The organism is Ensifer sp. D2-11 (assembly GCF_054161295.1).
In genome coordinates this window covers 427221-444422 of record NZ_CP096435.1, presented here as the reverse complement: position 1 = coordinate 444422, position 17202 = coordinate 427221, and the positions used below count along the sequence as shown (strand labels likewise).

The following is a 17202-nucleotide window of genomic DNA, read 5'->3' as shown; positions in this document are numbered from 1 at the left end:
GAGGGAAGGCTGGGGTCGGTCGACGCGACTTCTCGACCGGTTCCGCCTACAACATTGCGGTTCAGGCTTCCAGCGCCGCCTTCACACGGTCCGGCAAAAACGGATAGTGCCGAAGCCGCACGCCGCCGGTCAGCCGCGCCACGGCATTGGCAATCGCCGGGCCGATGGGCGGCAGGCCGACCTGGCCCATGCCTCCGACCGGACTTCCGGGCGTGGGAACCACCGCCACTTCAATTTCTGGAGCCTCCGACATACGTATCACGCGATATGTGTCGAAGTTTGCTTCCTGCACTTCGCCATCGGTGATGTCGATCCGCTCGAACAGGGCCTGGCTGGTTCCGTTCGTAATGCCCACAATCATCATGGCTTCGATATGAACCGGCTGGATCGCCACGCCCGGATCCACCGCGCACCAGACCTTATGCACGCGGATCTCGCCGGTCTCACGATCAAGCGAGACTTCGGCAATCTGGGCGCAATGGGTGCCGAAGGCATCGGAGTAGGCAAGGCCCAGCGCGCGCCCGTCGCGCCTGCGGTCCCATTCGGCCATTTGCGCAACGGTCTCGATGACCTTGCGCGACCGCGGCTGATCCCGCAGGAGGTCCAGCCGAAGCTGCAGCGGATCGGCGCCTTTTGCCGCCGCGACTTCATCGATCATGCACTCGATGGCAAACCGGGTATAGCCGACCCCGACCGCGAACCAGAAGCCGACGTCGAGGCCATTGTCCTGGCGGATATAGTCGATGCGATGCGCCGGCACGGCATAGTTGACGCGGGCGCCCTCCGTCACGACGTCGTCATGCCCATGCTGCTCCTTGAACAATTCGGGCATGGTCCTGGCGAAGATGGAATCCGCCGCGATACGGTGTCGCCAGCCGACGATGTTCCCTTCTGCGTCGAGCCCGACCTGTATGTGCTGTGATTCGAGAGGCCGGAACTTGTCGTGCCGGATGTCGTCCTCGCGGCTCCAGATCACCTTCACCGGGCGACCTTCAACCGCCTTAGCGAGGGACACCGCGTCGACGATGAAGTCGGCCTCGGCCTTGCGGCCAAAGCCGCCGCCGAGCAGCGTGGTGTTCACCTTGACCTTGTCGGGCGTGGTTCCGACCACCTCGGCGGCAAATGCCTGAGTACCTGTGGGACCTTGCGTCGGGGCCCAGAGCTCGATCGTGTCGCCGTGCACGAGCGCTGTGGCGTTCATCGGTTCCATCGCGGCGTGGGCGACGTGGTCGCTCATATAGTCGGCTTCGATGACTCTTGCTGCGGCGGCGATAGCGTCGGCGGCATCGCCTTCCATGTGGGCGGCTACCCCCGCCCGGCCAAGATCGCGCGCGGCGGCGCGATATTCTTCCAGCAGGCGATCGCTCGTGTAGTTGCGCACCCGGGACGAGGCGCTCCATGTCACCTGGAGCAGTTCCCTGGCCCGCAACGTCGCCTCGACCGTCTCGCCGATGATGCCGACGCCATAGGAAAGCGGAACGATGTGCAGGACGCCACGCGCTGCTCTGGCGTCGGTGTCTTCTATGGATTTCGGCCGCTCGCCCTGAACCGGCGCCCGTAGCACCGTGCCGTAGAGCATGCCGGGAAGCTGCACGTCCATGCCGTAGATCGCGGTCCCGTTGACCTTTGGCGGCACGTCCACACGTGGAATGTCCCGACGTCCGATGTATCGCCATTTGTCCGGCGACTTGAGATCGGCTTCCGTCGCCTGCGGCAGAGGATCGGGAAGGCGGCCCGCCGCCGCCACCTCGCCGTAGTCAAGCACGCGGCCGGAGGGCTTATGCACGACCTTGCCGAGGTCGCTCGTGAGCTCGCCCACCGGCACACGCAGCATGTTGGCCGCACCCGCCAGGATCACCATGCGGGTTTGGGCGCCGACGAGGCGCAGCATTTTGTAATAGCCCCGGGTGGACTCGCTGCCGCCGGTGAGTTGAACCCCGTAAAAGCCTGGGTTGCCGTATTTCTCCGCTTCGGACGGCGCCTGCACGACCCGGACTTTGTCCCAGTCGGCGTCCATCTCTTCGGCGAAGATCAGCGGCAGGGTCGTCATGATGCCTTGCCCCATCTCCGAGGCAGGCGAGACGATGCTGACCGCTCCGTCGCTGCCGATTGCCACCCAGGCATTCGGCCGGTAGTCATTTTCGATCGCGGGCGCGACGGTGGCGCTGAGGGCGGTGCCGGGCAGTCCGCCGAAGGCGACCGTCAGGCCAGCCCCACCGAGGGTGATGAGGAAACTCCGCCGCGAGAGCGCGGCGTCACCAGGTCGGAAACTTCTGGTCATGGTTCAGGCCTCCTGGGCGGCGCGCTCGATCGCGCTGATAATCCGCACATACGTTCCGCAGCGGCAGAGATTGCCGTCCATGTACTCGACGATCTCCTGCCGCGTCGGCTTGGGATTGCTCCCGAGGAGCGCCGCCGCTTGCATGATCTGGCCGGACTGGCAGTAGCCGCATTGCGGCACCTGTTCGGTGATCCAGGCCTTCTGTAGCGGATGGCTGGCGTCCGGCGAGAGGCCTTCGATGGTGGTAACTTCCCGGCCGGCTACATCCTCGAGGAAAGTCTGGCAGGAGCGGACCGGCTCGCCGTCGACGTGGACGGTGCAGGCGCCGCACTGCGCGATGCCGCAGCCGAATTTGGTGCCTGTGAGCTTCAGGTGCTCACGAATGACCCAAAGAAGAGGGGTATCGGGTTCGGCGGCGACATCGACCGCACGGCCGTTGATCGTGAATGCTGTCATAAGGCTTCTCCCTAATTCGGTGCCTGGCGCTCCAGGTAGCCGATAATCGCCGCCCGATCGGCGGCATCGGGCACGCGGACCGTCATCCGCGCGCCGGGGACCAGACGGCCCGGCCCGGCGAGGAAAGTGTCGAGCGATTGCGTGTCCCAGGTGATGGCTGCGGACTGCAACGCGTTCGAATAGCGACCGCCATCGACGCTGGCGGCGGGTCTGCCGAGGAGGCCGGCGAGATGCGGGGCTGCCTTGTTCTGGCCCGACCAACTGCGTGGCAGCTGGCACAACGCTGCCGGAACAAGCGTTCTCCATCGGCCTCCTGGGGCGTGGCGGGGAGTGGCATGAGCAGGCGCGCAGCTGCCGAAAGGGCCGCCAGCAGCGCCCGCACTTGTCTGCCAGGCTGGGGCCTCCCATATGCCGACGGATCATGAAGTCTGCCGTAGATCATTTGATTGCCTCATTGATTTGTGACCACGATAAGCAGCCGCTGGAATACGAGCTATGCTTCGAAATCCAGAATATCTCTTCGATCGTCCAGGATGGCTTTGATGGATCCTCTTTCAGACGTGCTCTCCCTGCTGAAACCGCGCAGCCACATCTCGTCCGGCTTCGATGCCGGCGGGGACTGGCTGATCCAGTTCTCCGACCTGCATGAGCGCATCAAGTGTTACGCGGTCGTCTCCGGCGGGTGCTGGCTGTCGGTCGAGGACGTAGCCGATCCCGTTCGCTTGCAGGCCGGAGATTGCTTCGTGCTGCCGAGCGGCAGGCCGTTTCGGCTTGGAAGCGACATGGGCCTGACGCCGGTCGACGCCGGCACCATCTTCCCGCCGGCGCGGGCGGGCGGCGTCGTCACGGTGAACGGCGGCGGCGACTTCTTTCTCGTGGGAAGCCGGTTCTCTGTCAGCGGGCAGTATGCCCACACCTTGCTGCGAACGCTGCCGCCGATCGTCCATATCAAGAAGGAGTCCGATCAGGCGGCGCTGCGCTGGGCCGTCGAGCGGATGATGCTGGAACTCCGCGAACCTCAGCCGGGCGGCTTTCTGGTTGCCCAGCATCTTGCCCATATGATGCTGCTTCAGGCGCTGCGGCTGCATCTTACGGATGGGGTGAGAAATCAGGTGGGGTGGTTCTCGGCGCTCGCCGACAAGCAGATGTGCGCTGCGATCACCGCGATGCATGCGCAGCCCGCCTATCGCTGGACATTGCAAGAACTGGCCGAACGCGCCGCAATGTCGCGATCGGCCTTCGCCATGAAATTCAAGGCAACGGTGGGAGAGACGCCGATGGACTATCTGACCCGCTGGCGCATGACGCTGGGGGCGGATAGGCTCGAGAACTCGAGCGATCCGGTTTCGGCCATCGCCTTTTCGCTCGGCTACGAGTCCGAGAGTTCATTCAGCGCGGCCTTCAAGCGGATCATGGGCTGCTCGCCGCGGCAATACGGCCGCAACAAAAATGGCGTTCCATTTGGGCCTCGGTCCAAAGCGACGCCGGGCCGACAGATCGCGATGGTCGCGAATTGGGCGACGCTTGAGCAGGCAGCTCTACCGGAGCCTAGGCCCGGCGAGCGACACAGCTGAACAGGCATTCGGCTAGCAGTTACAACTCGGCTTCGGAAAACAGTTTGACGACCCAGTCGATAAAGACGCGCACCCGCGGCGAAAGCTGGCGGTTCTGGGGGTAAAGCGCCGAAAGCGGTGTCGGCGGGGGAGGGAACTCGGCAAGGACCTCGACCAGGGTGCCTTCGTCAAGATCCCGCTGCAGGCGGTAGCGCGGCGCCTGAATCAGGCCGAAGCCGCGGCGGGCGAGATCGGTCATTGTATCCGAGTCGTTGACCGTCAGCCGGCACGGCAAGGCCACGTAGCGGACGTTGCTCCCGACCGCAAATTCGAGCGGCATGATCTGCCCGGTGCGGGATGAGATGAATCCGACTGCGCGATGCCCATCCATCGCGTCAGGTGAGCGGGGTGTTCCGTGCCTCTCTATGTAGGCCGGGCTGGCGCAGGTAATTTCAGTGATCATCCCGAGGCGGCGCATGATCAGGCCACTATCGGCAACCTCTCCGGCGCGGATGACGCAGTCGATGCCCTCCCTGACAAGATCCACCAGGCGGTCGCCCTGACCGATCTGCAGGTCCAGCAGAGGATAACGATCGAGGAATTCGTTAAGCCGCGGCAGCAGGAACGTGCGTGTCAGCAGGGGATGCAGATCGACGCGCAGCAGGCCGCGGGGCTGCATGTCGCGGAAGGCGTTTTCGGCCTCGTCCACGTCGGCAAGAATCGCAATGCAGCGCCGGTAGAAGGCAGCGCCGTCCAGCGTCTGCGCGACATGCCGGGTCGTTCGCTCGAGAAGCCGAACGCCAAGATCGTCTTCCAGCTGCTTGATCGCTTCCGTGGCGGTGGATCGGGCAAGGCCGAGGTCGGACGCCGCAGCAGCGAAGCTGCCCCGCTCGACAATCCGGATGAAGAGCTGCATGCGGTCCAGCCGGTCCATGCCTTTGTTCACCACAGCCGAATTCTTATGTCAATCTTTGCCCGATTGTTCTGACGCGGTGTCGGCAATATCTCCTGTTCGTCAAACAGGAGAGTATGACATGACCATCAAAGGACAACGCGTCGCGATCGTCACCGGAGCATCCAAGGGTATCGGCCGGGCCATCGCACTGCAGCTCGCAAAGGACGGCATCGCCGTCGTGGTGAATTATTCCAGCAGCAGTGAAGCTGCGGCCTCCGTGGTTGCGGAGATCGAGAGCGGCGGCGGTAAGGCCATCGCGGTACAGGCTGACATAAGCAGCCCGACCGCCGCTGCTGACCTGTTCAATGCTGCCGAAGAAGGCTTCGGTGGGGTCGACATCCTCGTCAACAATGCGGGTGTCCTTAAGTTGGCGCAGCTTGCCGATACCGACGACGCCAGCTTTGACGAGCAGATCGCGATCAACCTCACCGGCACGTTCCGCGCCATTCGCGAAGCGGCCGGTCGGCTCCGGGACGGTGGCCGCATCATCAATTTCTCGTCCAGCGTCGTCGGCTCCTATGGGCCGACCTACGGGGTCTATGCTGCCAGCAAGGCCGCCGTCGAGGCGATGACCCACGTTGCCTCGAAGGAACTCGGCCGCCGGGGTACCACAGTTAATGCTGTCGCGCCCGGCCCGGTCGAGACCAAGCTTTTCATGACTGGCAAGTCCGATGAATTAGTCCAAAGGATTGTCGGCACGGTTCCGCTGGGGCGCCTGGGTCAGCCGCACGACATTGCCTCGGTCGTTTCCTTCCTTGCCAGCCCCGAAGGTGGCTGGGTGAACGGCCAGGTGCTCCGCGCCAATGGCGGCATGATCTGAAGCAGACCTCAAGAAGGGAGAATCCCATGCCATTCGTGAACATCAAGACGCCTGAAGCTGCGCTCAGCGGCGCCCAGAAGGAAGAAATCATGCACCGCATGACCGACATGCTCGTGGAGTATTTCTCCGAAGCGGCAAGGCCGCACACAATGGTGCTGATCGAGGAAGTGAAGGATGGTGGATACGGCCGTGCCGATGAGATCTTCATCGTTCCCGACGCCTACCGTGCGGAGGAAAGCGGTTGATTCTGAAGCTCATCGAGAGTCGACGCGGACGTTCCGCGCCGGCTCTCGCGATTGCGAAAGCCCATGGCATCGCCCGGCCCGACTTTTCGGCCTGCCGGAGGTCTGCCGCCTTGAGCCGGCCGGATACGTCGCCCGTCAGGACATGAAGCGGGCGAACCAGTCGAGCATCTGTTCCGGCTCGCGCTGGAAAAAGGTATAGCCGTCCCACCGCCGCGTCGTACCCTCGATCCAGTACAGCTTCTTTTCGGCGATCGGGATATTGTCAAACATGGCCTGGATGTCGTCCGGCCTCGTATAGAGATCATCCCGTACCTGGTATAGGAACGCCGGGATCGTGACGCTCTTTGCCCAGGGAACCGGCGAGAACTGATCAAGCGTAAAGCTCGTCTGCAGCCGGACGCGTTCGTTCAGATCGTCGATATAGCTGGCGGGAATGCCGAACCGCTCCAGCGCGCGACCAAGGGCGACGCCGCTCGACAATGGCTGCGGCGACACCATGCAGCGGACACCGTCGAAAGCTTCGGGGCGGCGCGTCATGGCGAACATCGTGGCGTTGCAGCCCACGCACCGGCTGAAAAGCCCGATGGTCATGTCGCGCGTGTCGGGACGGCTGCGAGCATAGTTCAGCGAACCGATGACATCGCGGGATTCATAGCGGCCGGCTGTGAAGACGCCGCCATTGGCCGCGCTGCTATGGCCGAAATTGCGCAGGTCATAGGCCAGCACATTGTAGCCGGCGTCGTGAAGGATCTTGTAGTCCGGCACGAAATTGACCTCGAAGTCGTTGCCGGCAGAGCCGCCCAACGACTTCCATGGCTCGAGATGTGACGGCAGTCCGGCCCGGTTGAACCAGCGCGGGTGGTTGGCGACGATAATCTTGTCCGATCCAGATCGCGGGATGAACCATCCTTCAAGCGGAATGCCATCCTCCGAGGGAAAGAAGACATCCTCGTATTCCAGGCCCTCCTCGTGCGGCCAGTGCAAGATGGGCGCCCTCGGCCATGTGCGGAAGCCTTCCGCCAAGGCTTGCAGTGTTTTCTCGGTTTCTTCCTGCGTCACACCATCCTCCTGTCGAGTGTGGTCGGATGAATCGGGGACGTCAGGTCCGTCGACCGCCGGAGGTCCGGGTGAGGTTCCGGTCGCTCAGCCGGCGAGCAGGACGCCCTGACTGATTTCGTGGAAGGTATCCGCGACGGGCAGCGCCGACAATGTGTCAAAGTCCAGGTTTCTTTTGCGGCCGTCCAGAAAGGCCACGCAAGGATCCCCGCCGCTGCCGCAGGCTCGGCCGGTACAAAAGGCGGAGCGCCGCGGTCGCCCGAACGCGCCGTGGTCCATTCGCAGGTTCACCTTCAGGCGGGCACCATTCCGTCGAGTTCGGGCATTGCTTCTTCCGGGAGATCGACTTCGGCGGCGGCGAGGTTCTCCCTCAGATGCACGCGCGAGGAGGTGCCGGGGATCAGCAGGATGTTCGGTGCGCGTTTCAGCAGCCAGGCGAGCGCTGCCTGCATCGGAGTCGCGCCGAGCCGGGCCGCCACGTCGGACAGCGTCGAGGACTGCAAGGGCGAAAAGCCGCCGAGCGGGAAAAAGGGAACATAGGCGGTGCCTTCGGCGGCGAGCCGGTCGATCATGGCGTCGTCGGCGCGGTTTGCGAGGTTGTACATGTTCTGCACGCAGACGATTCTCGTGATACTGCGGCCTTCCTCGATTTGCCTCGCGGTCACGTTCGAAAGGCCTATGTGCCGGATCAGCCCCTGCCGCTTGAGATCGGCCAGCACCGTGAGCGGCTCCTCGAGCGAACCCTCGGCCGGGCCGTGCACGCTGAACATGGCGCGCAGGTTCACGACCTCGATGACGTCAAGTCCGAGATTCCGCAGATTATCATACACAGCCTGCGTCAGTTCTTCCTTCGTGAAGGCCGGGATCCATGAGGCATCCGCGCCGCGCCTGGCGCCCACCTTGGTGACGATGACGAGGTCTTCCCGGTAGGGGTGGAGCGCTTCCCGTATGATCTCGTTCGTCACGTGCGGGCCATAGAAGTCGCTGGTGTCGATATGGTTGACGCCGCTCTCAACCGCTTCGCGCACGACGGCGACCGCTTCCGCGCGGTCGCGCGGCGGACCGAAGACACCTTTGCCGGCGAGCTGCATCGCGCCATAGCCGAGCCGGTTCACCACCCGGTCGCCGAGCATGAAAGTTCCTGATTTTGCGACATTGGACATGCGCTGATCTCCGTTTTGAGCCACGAAAACGGGATTAAGCCTGTTTCATTGGCAGGACAATTAGCTACAATCCGGATGGGCTGTACGGCATGCCGGACAATTGGTTGGAGCGGGAATATGGAACGGGACAGGCCCGACATGGCGGATGTGGGCGCTTTCATGAAGGTGGCCCGGGCCGGTGGGTTCCGAGAGGCGGCTCGGGCGAGCGACATTAGCGCGTCAGCGCTGAGTGACGCCGTGCGGCGCCTCGAGGCGGAACTCGGCGTCAGGCTTCTCAACCGCACGACGCGCAGCGTGGTACCGACCGAGGCTGGCCGGGGGCTGATGGAGCGGCTCGGACCGGCATTCGGCGAGATCGATGCGGCGCTCGATTTCGCCCGCGGTTTCCGTGACCGCCCGGTGGGCGTGCTGAGACTGAACGTGCCGGTCAGCGCCGCAAGGCTGGTCTTGCCGTCCATCGTGCCACCCTTCCTTGCGGCCTATCCTGACATCAGGCTGGAGATCATGACTGACGAAAGCTTCGTCGATGTGATCGCCGCTGGCTGCGACGCCGGCATCCGTTACGACGAGCGGCTGCAGCAGGACATGATCGCTGTGCCGATCGGGCCTCGCATCCAGCGCTATGCGAGCGGTGCGTCGCCGGCCTATCTAGACGCGCATGGCCGGCCGCAGCATCCGCGCGACCTGCTTTCTCACAGCTGCATCCGCGGCCGTTTCGCGGGCCGGCCAATCAGTCCCTGGGAGTTCGAACGCGACGGCGAGGCGGTCACGATTGACCCGCCCACGTCCCTCGTGGTGCAGGCGGGCGGCGGCTCCGATCTCGGCATCGCAGCGGCCATTGCCGGAACCGGCATCGTGTCGATCTTCGAGGACTGGCTGCATCCGCACTTCGAAACCGGAGCGCTTGAGCCCGTGCTGGAGCCGTGGTGGCTGAGCTTTTCCGGCCCCTACCTTTACTATCCCGGGCGCCGGCTGGTGCCGGCGCCCCTGCGGGCCTTCATCGACTTCATCAGGGCCATGCCGCCGGGCGACCCAGTTGAGCGATGAAAGCCCCGAGTCGGCATCTTGGAGGCTAAATCAAGCGGTTACGGACGATAACTGATCCAGGGCCATCAGCGCTTGTCAGCCAGTTCGTTGCCGATCCTCAAGGAATGCGGGCAATCACCTTAATCTCGAAATCGAAGCCCGCGAGCCAACTGACGCCCACCGCCGTCCAGTTCGGATAGGGAGGTCCGCCGATCTCTTCAGCCCGGATAGCCATCACTGTTTCGAGTTGCTCGCCCGGGTTGGTGTGGAAGGTGGTGACGTCGACGACATCGTCCAGGCTACAGCCGGCGGCCGCCAGGACCGCGCGCAGATTGGCGAAGGCTCGCCGAACCTGATCCTCGAAGAGGGGCTCGGGCGAGCCGTCTTCACGGCTGCCGACCTGACCCGATACGAAGAGAAGATCGCCGGAGCGAATGGCTGCTGAATAACGGTGGAGATCGTACAAGGCGTGGCGGTTGGCCGGATAGACGGCTTCACGTGTAGGCATCTCATTTTCTTTCTGTGTTGGTTGAGGAAAGATCGGCAGTGGCCGGACTCCTGGGATCGCATTCAGGGCGAAGAGGCTGAGTTGCGCGACGGCGTCGCTCCCTCGTGACAAGCGGGCGCGCAGATCACAGCCGCGCCAACTCCTCGTCCGTGAAATCCGCGGCGATCGCGACGTCCTTCTGCCTGTCGAGCTCCTCGATGCGGCCACTCAGTGCCTTGCGGATCCCCACATAGGCGCCGGCACCAAGCACCAGCCGCTTCGGAAGCGGACCCTCTTGATCGGCAAGCCTGATCATCGCGTCCGTCATGCGGTCGGGATCGCCCTTGATGACCCAGGAGCCGCGGGCGGCTTCGCGAATCCGATCGGCAGGGGTTCCCTCATAGATCGCGAGCGGCTCGGCCTGCGCAAGATTGCGGCCGAAGGCGGTTCGCGCCGGCCCCGGTTCTACCAAAGTGAACTCGATGCCGAAGGGAGCCGTCTCCTGCACCACGGACTCGACAAAGCCCTCGATGCCCCACTTGGTCGCGTGATAGAGGCTGAAAGCCGGGTAGGCGATCTGGCCTCCCTCGCTCGACACCTGCAGAATCCGGGCGCCGCCCTGGTCGCGCAGATGCGGCAATGCCGCCTGGATGAGTGTGATCGAGCCGATGAGATTCGTGTCGATAATGTCCCGCACCTGCGCATCGCTGGCTTCTTCGGCCGCACCGAGCAGACCATATCCCGCATTGCTGGCGACGATGTCGATGTGCGCTGACGCCGCGAAGGCGCGGTCGACCCCGGCGCGGACCGAACGCTGATCCTTGAGGTCCATGGCGATGATGCTGAGCCGTTGCGGGTAACGTGACCGCAGGTCGGCAAGCCCGTCCTCGCTGCGGCTGGCGCCGACGACGCGGTCCCCTCTGATCAGGGCCTTCTCCACCAACAGCCGGCCCAAGCCGGACGACACACCTGTTATGAGCCAGGTCTTCTCCATTTCCATATCTCCAAGTTGATTGCAGACGGGAGATAGGGCGGCCGCATTACGATCATTAGCCCTTGAAATCGGCATGAGCTCATGCAAATTTCCCATCAATGTCCCGCCCGTCGCTCAACGATCTCGCTGCCTTCATGGCCGTCGCCACGCACCGCAGCTTCCGCCGCGCGGCTGATGAGATCGGCACTGCGCCTTCCACTCTGAGCCATGCCATACGGGGGCTGGAGGAGCGCATGGGCGTGCGCCTCCTCAACCGCACCACACGCAGCGTCTCGCCCACGGAAGCTGGTTTCCAGTTGCTTGATCGGCTTCAGCCGGCGCTCGCCTCATTGGATGAGGCGCTCGATAGTATCGCTGGGTTCCGGGGGCAGGTCGCGGGAACGGTTCGCATCAATACGCCACGGTTGCTGGCCGGGCTTCTCGTCCGCAGGGTGCTTCCATTAATGGCGAAACTCTATCCGGAGGTGACGATAGACATCGTCGTCGAGGGACGGCTCATCGACATCGTGTCCAGCGGTTTCGATGCCGGCGTGCGCCTCCTGGGATCGGTTCCCAAGGACATGATCGCGGTGCCGTTTGCGCGTCCTTTGACATTCATCTGCGTCGCGTCACCCGGCTATCTCGACCAGTTCGGCGAGCCAGGAATCCCCGAGGAGTTGCGGCGTCACCGTTTGATCGGCCACCGTATGCCCAGCGGCAAACTTTATCGATGGGAGTTCGAGCGCGCCGCTCAGGAGATCGTCATCGACGCTAACGGGCCCGTCATTCTCGATGACGAGGAGTTGATGGTGGAGGCGGCGAAAGAGGGTCTGGGCATTGGCTATGTGGCCGATTGGGCCGCCGAAGTGGCCCTGTCCGATGGCCGGCTGCGCAGAGTCCTCGCCGCATGGATGCCCGCTCCGGAAGGAGTTGCAGTCTATTACCCCGGACATCGCGCCGTGCCGCCGGCGCTTCGAGCCTTTCTCGATGTCGTGGGCGAGTTGCGGAAGCAAGAGCCTTGACCGGACGGCCGAGCAGCCGCCCCGCCATCTGCGGCTTGGGTGGCCGCGTCTGCTCGCGCCTTGTCGGACACCTAGTCCCGGCGGTACAGGATCATGCCGCCGTGATGCAGCACGCCGTCGGTGAACTCTCCCCCGTTATGAAACCTCAAGCGATGGCAATCCAATCGAAATTGTAGGCTTCGGCTTGCTGCAGCGCCGGGCATTTGTGTCCCTAGCATCGTCCGCGCGATCGCGAGTTGCGCGGCCCTAAGGCGTTCCGGTTCGCAATCAGATCTTTGACTTCCGCCAGCCTGCTGCCAATGCTTCAACTTCCGAGCAGAACCAGCGCTCGCCGAAATGAGGACTGATCTTTGTTGGCGAATAGTACAGTTGCCCGGGAATGTGGAAGATTCGCTCCCGGTTGATGTCAATGTTCCCCTTGATGTTGCAGGTGCCGCCCGCTCCGCCCCCTGAGGCGAGCAGATCGCTCAAGGTCATGCCGCCGGCCGCACCAACAGCAAGAGCGCCGACGACCAATCCCGGTGCCGTGAAAAGCACTAGCCTCTTCTGTAGATTGCGATCACCGTAACGCATGCCCGATCTCCTTCGTTTTCCGCGAGGATTGTAACCGCGCAGACACACGGGAAATATCTAGCCGGATGGACTAGCTCTCCCAGCCTACGATTCCGATCGCGAATGATCCGGGCCCATACACTTCCTTGTGGGAAAGACGGGTATTGGCGGCGGATAGTGGTGGGTCGAATGTTCCCGGCCAGAACGTTCGCCGCGCGTGCCACCTCGCCCCGCTGTGCGCGCCGTCGTATTCATCGGCGAGCCGGCGGCTTGGGGATTTTCTTGCGCGTTGGTCTGGGATCGATGGACGGCGGCGACCAGCGCCTCGATAGGCTTGTGACTTCGGCGGGCGTCGATGGCGCCGCCATGGGCATAGTTCACCGGTTAAAGTTGAACGGTTTTCAACTCTGCTGGAATGGCGCTCGGAGATAGCCGACGGGAACAGGGTGCTCGAACATAAACCTGCCACGCTGGAGATTGGCCGCTCATGATCGGGCTGTATCAGCGCTTTGCGCGTTCGGCCGGCTATCTGCGTCAGATGCTGGAGAAGACGGCATGGAATGCGTTATACGCCAAGATAACGTCGTACCTCACGAACAGGACCAGCCGGTGCCGAGGCACCTCATGCTCGCCATGAAGCGGAGGACGTGTTGAGAGACGCCGCTATAAGAATGATTTGAATAAGGAAACCGAAATTGCGAGCTTGTTCCGCGGCTTGCGTCTAGAAGCTCAGATCGCGACTGAACAATGACGGCTGTGCCCGCAAGCCGTCATTGATGGGGTCACGCTTACACGCCAGGGCTGTGGGAATCCGGCCACAGGCAAAAGCGATAGCCAGTGCACATAAGGGGTAGAATATCCGGGTGGCGTGAGGATTGTCCGGTCCATAGCCGACGAGGAGCATGAAGAGAACCGACAATGCGGGTAGGGCGCCCGCCTGGTTGGCGATTTCCTGTCCCAAAGCAAGTCCGAAGGGCATTCCTATCTGCTCCGGTGTCTTCTTTAATACGGTGCGGATGTGCATAAGCCACTTGCCGAATGTCGCACCGCGTAAGCTTTCCAAGGCGACGACATAGAGGAACAAGAGCGTGACCGCAGGCCAATCGGTCATGAAGGCCGGGTTGAGCCGCCCCTCGGAGGTCGAGAATGTAGTCGCGGTACCCCTCTGGGTAATAGCACCGTTCTGCGTTACCGCTTCAACCCTCGGTCCATTTGCGGTTGGCAGCCCGAAGAGCTCATCGTGCAGACTGTCGCGCGGCTTGCATCGGCAGGCTGTGACGGTTCCAGCACTTTAGGCAAGGAGCTAATCTACGCGCACTGCCGCGTGACAACGCAAGCTGCTCGAGGGGATCGTGGCGAAAGCGCCGGCCGTCGCGCTAAGAGGAAAGGCGCCGTCTTCTTCGATCCGATGGTTGTCGCTGAGGTCGAGTACCGCGCCTGGACAGAGACGGAAAGCTGCGGCACGCATCTTTCAAAGGCATCCGAGAGCGGGAAGACCGGGGGGGGGAGATATTCGACGCCTCAGCAGGATGTGCCTGACTTTTCCTGCTGTGACGACCCATTAACAGAGATGCCGGTCGTCTTGGCGTCTGCCACAGCGGCCGAGAGTTCATGAGCATCCCGTCGACCTGCCTGATAGAGACTGATCAGCCTCGCAGCGAGTTGCTCTGCTTCTTCGCTGCAGCGGGACAGCTTTCGTTTGCGTAACTCAGCCCGAAAGACAGAATCTATCACGTCCAGGTCATAAGGACTGATTGGATTGACGTGGAAAGTTATATCGGAGTGCATAGCGCAATCTCCACCGTTAGGGCGAAAGCGCGATGATCTCCCAGCCATCGGTGCCCGTGGAAATGAGCCGATGATGGAGATAGTATACGCCCAATCTGGAGAAACGCGAGCCTCGGTACGCTGTCGGACGGAACGGTTGCAGTGGGAACAACGCCGCGAGAGAGGACCAGGAGGCGGCGTTGATCCTGAGCTCAGAAAGCCCAAATGCAAATCCGAGTCACCCCGTCCCAAAATAATCCCGAACCGACCTTTTGGGCATGCCGTAAAGCCTAGGGCGTCCAGAAATCAAAACCTCTCTCCTGAGGCAAGGTGTCGTGGTTTCCAATCCCGTCGCTGCGACCGATTTCCCGTGCAAAGAGTGATTGCGCTGGACCGGTGATGGAAAGCTGCCGGTTGACTTCCGTCAAGCGCTTCGCTACCTGTGGTGGATTAATACCCCTAAATTTTACCAGTAACTTATTACCGGAAAGGGCGCTCGATGATCAGAAGCGTCGTTGAGATTTTTGCCGCTGTTTTTATCAATTCGATCGGAGTGGCGTTGGCTGCGATTGGGATCGAGGCAGTGGAATACGGTAGCTTTTTGCAATTACTGCTCGTCATATCTGCCGCCGCTGTTTTGGGCACTATGGCGGTGTGGGTCGCTTTGCGCATTTTCGATCATGATTATCCATATCGGCTGGGCTGACCGAAGGTGAGAAAGTTCGGGGCAGCGCCGCGTCAGGCGGAACTCAGGCGTGCTGACCCATAACGGTGGCAGGCTCAAGGCTGCGCTGATGACCATGAACGCAACATCGAGAAAGCGCTTCCCATCGGCATCGACCACCGGGCGCCGGTGCAGATCGGCGATGGAGGCGACGCTGAAATTCGTTCAATGCTTCAAGCTTCTTCCTGATCGTGTCTCGGTCAGGAAGATGGCGGTCGCTGTGGCGGGCAGTGCCAAGCCGATCATGGAGGCGAACCACCATCCACCAGAGGCAAATGCCCAGGCACCCAAGGCAGAGCCAATGGCGCCGCCAGTGAAGAAGATAGCCATGAACAGGCCGTTGAGCCGGCTGCGCAACTCCGCGCCGAGTTCGTAAATCGAGCGCTACCCGGTCACCAACGTCATGGTGACGCCGAAGTCGAGCAGGATTGCAGCAAGCGTCAGAAGCGTGAGCGCAATGGTTGAACCTTCAGAAGCGATTTGCGTCATCAGAAAAGCGGCTGCGACACTGAGAAGGCCGAATGCCGTTGCCGGCCGAACCAACCCCTTATCCGCGAGGCGCCCAGCGATGGGGGAAGCAATTGCACCCGCAACACCGGCCAGGGCGAAAAGCGCAATGCCATTATGACCCAGCCCAAAGCGCGGGCCTGCAAGATAGAGCGGCGTGACGGTCCAGAAGAGGCTGAATGCGGCGAACTGACAGGCCTGATAAGCGGCGCGGCGCTGCAGGACCGGCTGCGTCGCGAGAAGCTGGGCCATCGACTTGAGCAGCTGGCCGTAACTCAGCCGGGCCGCCGGCATGCGGGTCGGCAGTTGCACCCATAGCAGGGCTCCAAGCCCGACCATGACGATAGCGGAAAGATAGAAGACGGCATGCCAAGAGCTGAGGCCGGCGATCAGCCCGGAAATCGGCCGCGCCATCATGATCCCGACCATCAACCCGCTCATGATATTGCCGACGACGCGGCCCCGAGCCGCATCCGGAGCAAGGTTGGCAGCGAAGGGCACGATCATCTGGACTGCAACCGAGCCTAGCCCGATGGCGAGCGAAGCGGTGAGGAAGGGTCCGGGTGTGGTTGAGAGGCCGGCCGCGATCAAGGCAAGAGTAACCAGGCAGATCATGGTCACGATCAGCCGACGATTTTCCAGCAGGTCACCCAGCGGCACGAGCAGCAACAACCCGAGGCCGTAGCCGATCTGGGTCACGGTCACGATCAGGCCGGTTGCCTCTGCTGGCAGGCCGATGTCGAGTGCGATCGGCCCGGCGAGTGGCTGGGTATAGTAGAGGTTGGCGGCAATCAGGCCGCAGGCGGCGGCCATCAGAAATGTCATGCCGGCAGAGAGCCCGGCCGGGTGCTGCGTCTGGGCGATAGAAGCGGGAGTTGTCATTGAAGATGCCTTGGGAGAAAGGAGGTGGGCGGTTCAATCAGTCGAGAATGCGCAAGACGGCTTCGGCGGAAGGGAGCATCTGGTTCTCCAACTCTCCGGTTTTGCCGGCGATGCGGACGCCCTGTAGATAGGAAAACAGTGCAAGCGCGGTCCCCGCAGGATCGACGTCCTGGCGGATTGAGCCGTCGATGTGGCCATCGCGGATGAAACCTTCGAGCCGAGCGACGAGCATGCGATTGTGTCCGCCGACCCTGTCGGCGATCTCGGCGTCGGACAGAACCAGTTCCACTGCGGCGCCAATGGCCAGGCATCCACGCCTGCCGGTCTCGCCACAGGCGGACAGGGTATAAAAATCGACGACGCGGGCGATCTTTTCGCGACCGGTGGAGGCTGAAGACAGCGCCTGATCCAGAAGATCGGTCCGGATCTGTTTATAGCGGTCGTAGGCGGCGAGGAAGACGTTACGCTTGTCACGAAACGCCTTGTACATGCTGCCGGCGGTCAGTCCCATTTCGGCTTTCAGCTCAGCGATGGAGGTCCCGTGATAGCCCTTCTCCGAAAATATGCGGATCGCCGCATCCAGAGCCTCCTTCATGTCGAATTCGCGCGGCCGCCCGACGGGACGAGGAGAGGTGCTTCCGAAATTCATCTGATAACCTATTAGGAAACGATCATTTCCTATTAGGTTATCAGCTTGATTTGGTCAAGCCGCTCGGCTATCGGCGTCGCAGCT

General features: G+C 62.4%; 17 protein-coding genes and 2 pseudogenes. 7 read left to right on the top strand and 12 right to left on the bottom strand.

Going from position 1 to position 17202, the window contains the following annotated elements:
• Positions 1–61: 61 nt before the first annotated feature.
• The 3 genes from M1D34_RS27900 to M1D34_RS27890 are packed head-to-tail and all read right to left on the bottom strand — an operon-like array spanning position 62 to position 3018.
• Positions 62–2281 carry a xanthine dehydrogenase family protein molybdopterin-binding subunit gene (locus tag M1D34_RS27900; protein WP_498785941.1) on the bottom strand — a complete coding sequence of 740 codons (2220 nt, stop codon included), beginning with the start codon at positions 2279–2281 and terminating at the stop codon, positions 62–64.
• Between the two features lie 3 nt (positions 2282–2284).
• Entirely contained in the window at positions 2285–2737 is a 453-nt protein-coding gene (locus M1D34_RS27895; RefSeq protein WP_498785940.1) for a (2Fe-2S)-binding protein, read from the bottom strand.
• 11 nt (positions 2738–2748) lie between these two features.
• Positions 2749–3018: a c-type cytochrome gene (locus M1D34_RS27890; RefSeq protein ID WP_498785938.1), complete on the bottom strand. Its 270-nt coding sequence runs from the start codon at positions 3016–3018 to the stop codon at positions 2749–2751.
• Positions 3019–3279: 261 nt separating this feature from the next.
• Between M1D34_RS27890 and M1D34_RS27885 the strand changes: the two genes are divergently transcribed.
• Entirely contained in the window at positions 3280–4311 is a 1032-nt protein-coding gene (locus M1D34_RS27885) for an AraC family transcriptional regulator (protein WP_498785936.1), read from the top strand.
• A gap of 19 nt (positions 4312–4330) precedes the next feature.
• Here M1D34_RS27885 and M1D34_RS27880 read toward each other — a convergent pair whose 3' ends face one another.
• On the bottom strand, positions 4331–5224 hold the full coding sequence (locus M1D34_RS27880) for a LysR family transcriptional regulator (RefSeq protein WP_498786268.1): 894 nt from the start codon (positions 5222–5224) through the stop codon (positions 4331–4333).
• A 100-nt stretch (positions 5225–5324) separates the two neighbouring features.
• On the opposite strand from M1D34_RS27880, the gene M1D34_RS27875 reads away from it, so the two are divergent.
• A complete protein-coding gene (locus tag M1D34_RS27875; RefSeq protein WP_498785934.1) occupies positions 5325–6065 on the top strand; it encodes an SDR family oxidoreductase in 741 nt (246 codons plus the stop codon).
• A gap of 26 nt (positions 6066–6091) precedes the next feature.
• On the top strand, positions 6092–6310 hold the full coding sequence (locus M1D34_RS27870; RefSeq protein WP_498785932.1) for a tautomerase family protein: 219 nt from the start codon (positions 6092–6094) through the stop codon (positions 6308–6310).
• A gap of 135 nt (positions 6311–6445) precedes the next feature.
• Here M1D34_RS27870 and M1D34_RS27865 read toward each other — a convergent pair whose 3' ends face one another.
• Positions 6446–7369 (bottom strand): alpha/beta hydrolase, encoded by a 924-nt coding sequence (locus tag M1D34_RS27865; protein WP_498785930.1) that lies wholly within the window; start codon positions 7367–7369, stop codon positions 6446–6448.
• Positions 7370–7659: 290 nt separating this feature from the next.
• Complete coding sequence (locus tag M1D34_RS27860; RefSeq protein WP_498786266.1) at positions 7660–8499, bottom strand: aldo/keto reductase family oxidoreductase; 840 nt, start codon at positions 8497–8499, stop codon at positions 7660–7662.
• Positions 8500–8646: 147 nt separating this feature from the next.
• Here M1D34_RS27860 and M1D34_RS27855 point away from each other — a divergent pair, with 147 nt between their 5' ends.
• Positions 8647–9576 (top strand): LysR family transcriptional regulator, encoded by a 930-nt coding sequence (locus M1D34_RS27855; protein WP_498785929.1) that lies wholly within the window; start codon positions 8647–8649, stop codon positions 9574–9576.
• Positions 9577–9673: 97 nt separating this feature from the next.
• Here the strand turns inward: M1D34_RS27855 and M1D34_RS27850 are convergent, their stop codons facing one another.
• Both M1D34_RS27850 and M1D34_RS27845 read right to left on the bottom strand, forming a co-directional pair.
• Positions 9674–10063 carry a RidA family protein gene (locus tag M1D34_RS27850; protein WP_498785927.1) on the bottom strand — a complete coding sequence of 130 codons (390 nt, stop codon included), beginning with the start codon at positions 10061–10063 and terminating at the stop codon, positions 9674–9676.
• Between the two features lie 124 nt (positions 10064–10187).
• Positions 10188–11036: an SDR family oxidoreductase gene (locus M1D34_RS27845; protein WP_498785925.1), complete on the bottom strand. Its 849-nt coding sequence runs from the start codon at positions 11034–11036 to the stop codon at positions 10188–10190.
• A 98-nt stretch (positions 11037–11134) separates the two neighbouring features.
• Between M1D34_RS27845 and M1D34_RS27840 the strand changes: the two genes are divergently transcribed.
• Positions 11135–12037 (top strand): LysR family transcriptional regulator, encoded by a 903-nt coding sequence (locus M1D34_RS27840; RefSeq protein WP_498785924.1) that lies wholly within the window; start codon positions 11135–11137, stop codon positions 12035–12037.
• Positions 12038–12304: 267 nt separating this feature from the next.
• On the opposite strand, the gene M1D34_RS27835 is transcribed toward M1D34_RS27840, so the two are convergent.
• Positions 12305–12610, bottom strand: coding sequence for a sunset domain-containing protein (locus M1D34_RS27835; RefSeq protein ID WP_498785923.1), 306 nt, complete (start codon positions 12608–12610; stop codon positions 12305–12307).
• A gap of 700 nt (positions 12611–13310) precedes the next feature.
• Complete coding sequence (locus M1D34_RS27830; protein ID WP_498785921.1) at positions 13311–13673, bottom strand: hypothetical protein; 363 nt, start codon at positions 13671–13673, stop codon at positions 13311–13313.
• A gap of 327 nt (positions 13674–14000) precedes the next feature.
• Here M1D34_RS27830 and M1D34_RS27825 point away from each other — a divergent pair.
• Both M1D34_RS27825 and M1D34_RS27820 read left to right on the top strand, forming a co-directional pair.
• Positions 14001–14128, top strand: a pseudogene (locus tag M1D34_RS27825) (ATP dependent DNA ligase); the annotation flags it as partial.
• Between the two features lie 727 nt (positions 14129–14855).
• Positions 14856–15062, top strand: a complete 207-nt coding sequence (locus tag M1D34_RS27820) for a hypothetical protein (protein WP_498785919.1) — start codon at positions 14856–14858, stop codon at positions 15060–15062.
• Between the two features lie 183 nt (positions 15063–15245).
• Here the strand turns inward: M1D34_RS27820 and M1D34_RS27815 are convergent.
• Both M1D34_RS27815 and M1D34_RS27810 read right to left on the bottom strand, forming a co-directional pair.
• Positions 15246–16469 (bottom strand): annotated as a pseudogene (locus tag M1D34_RS27815) (MFS transporter).
• A 37-nt stretch (positions 16470–16506) separates the two neighbouring features.
• On the bottom strand, positions 16507–17118 hold the full coding sequence (locus M1D34_RS27810; protein WP_498785917.1) for a TetR/AcrR family transcriptional regulator: 612 nt from the start codon (positions 17116–17118) through the stop codon (positions 16507–16509).
• Positions 17119–17202: the final 84 nt, after the last annotated feature.